The organism is Frateuria sp. YIM B11624 (assembly GCF_049727805.1).
Classification (GTDB): domain Bacteria; phylum Pseudomonadota; class Gammaproteobacteria; order Xanthomonadales; family Rhodanobacteraceae; genus Frateuria_A.
The window spans coordinates 1-1,193 of sequence record NZ_JBCNYA010000064.1; the positions used below are offsets into that span (position 1 = coordinate 1).

The window sequence follows — 1,193 nt, forward strand, 5'->3', positions numbered from 1 at the left end:
CTTACTTGATGACCTTGGCCACCACGCCGGCGCCGACGGTGCGGCCGCCTTCGCGGATGGCGAAGCGCAGGCCCTCGTCCATCGCGATCGGGTGGATCAGCTCCACCGTCATCTTGATGTTGTCGCCCGGCATGACCATCTCCACGCCCTCCGGCAGCGTGACCGCGCCGGTCACGTCCGTGGTGCGGAAGTAGAACTGCGGACGGTAGCCCTTGAAGAACGGGGTATGACGGCCACCCTCGTCCTTGCTCAGCACGTACACCTCCGCCTCGAAGTTCGTGTGCGGGGTGATCGTGCCCGGCTTGGCCAGCACCTGGCCACGCTCGACGTCGTCGCGCTTCAGGCCGCGCAGCAGCAGACCGGCGTTGTCGCCCGCCTGGCCCTGGTCCAGCAGCTTGCGGAACATTTCCACGCCGGTGACCGTGGTCTTCTGGGTGTCACGGATGCCCACCACTTCCACTTCGTCGCCGACCTTGATGATGCCGCGCTCGATACGGCCGGTCACCACGGTGCCGCGGCCGGAGATCGAGAACACGTCTTCCACCGGCATCAGGAACGGCTTGTCGATCGCACGCACCGGCTCGGGGATGTAGCTGTCCAGCGCGTCCACCAGTTGGATGATCGCCGGCACGCCGATCTCCGACTGGTCGCCTTCCAGCGCCTTCAGCGCCGAACCCTTGATGATCGGGGTGTCGTCGCCCGGGAAGTCGTACTTGCTCAGCAGCTCGCGCACTTCCATCTCGACCAGCTCGAGCAGCTCGGCATCGTCGACCATGTCGGCCTTGTTCAGGAACACGACGATGTAGGGCACGCCCACCTGGCGCGACAGCAGGATGTGCTCGCGCGTCTGCGGCATCGGGCCGTCGGCGGCCGAGCACACCAGGATCGCGCCGTCCATCTGCGCCGCACCGGTGATCATGTTCTTCACGTAGTCGGCGTGGCCGGGGCAGTCGACGTGCGCGTAATGGCGGGTCGGCGACTCGTATTCCACGTGCGCGGTCGAGATCGTGATGCCGCGCGCCTTCTCTTCCGGCGCCGCGTCGATCGCGTCGTAGGCCTTGAACTCGCCACCGAAACGCTCGGCGCCCACCTTGGTCAGCGCCGCCGTCAGCGTCGTCTTGCCGTGGTCCACGTGGCCGATCGTGCCCACGTTCACGTGCGGCTTGGTGCGTTCGAATTTACCCTTTGCCATG

1 protein-coding gene is annotated in these 1,193 nt (G+C 66.3%); it reads right to left on the reverse strand.

The genetic code is table 11. The features are described from left to right. Window position 1: 1 nt before the first annotated feature. On the reverse strand, window positions 2-1,192 hold the full coding sequence (gene tuf / locus AAIL17_RS18200) for an elongation factor Tu (RefSeq protein ID WP_424684239.1): 1,191 nt from the start codon (window positions 1,190-1,192) through the stop codon (window positions 2-4). Window position 1,193 lies beyond the last annotated feature (1 nt).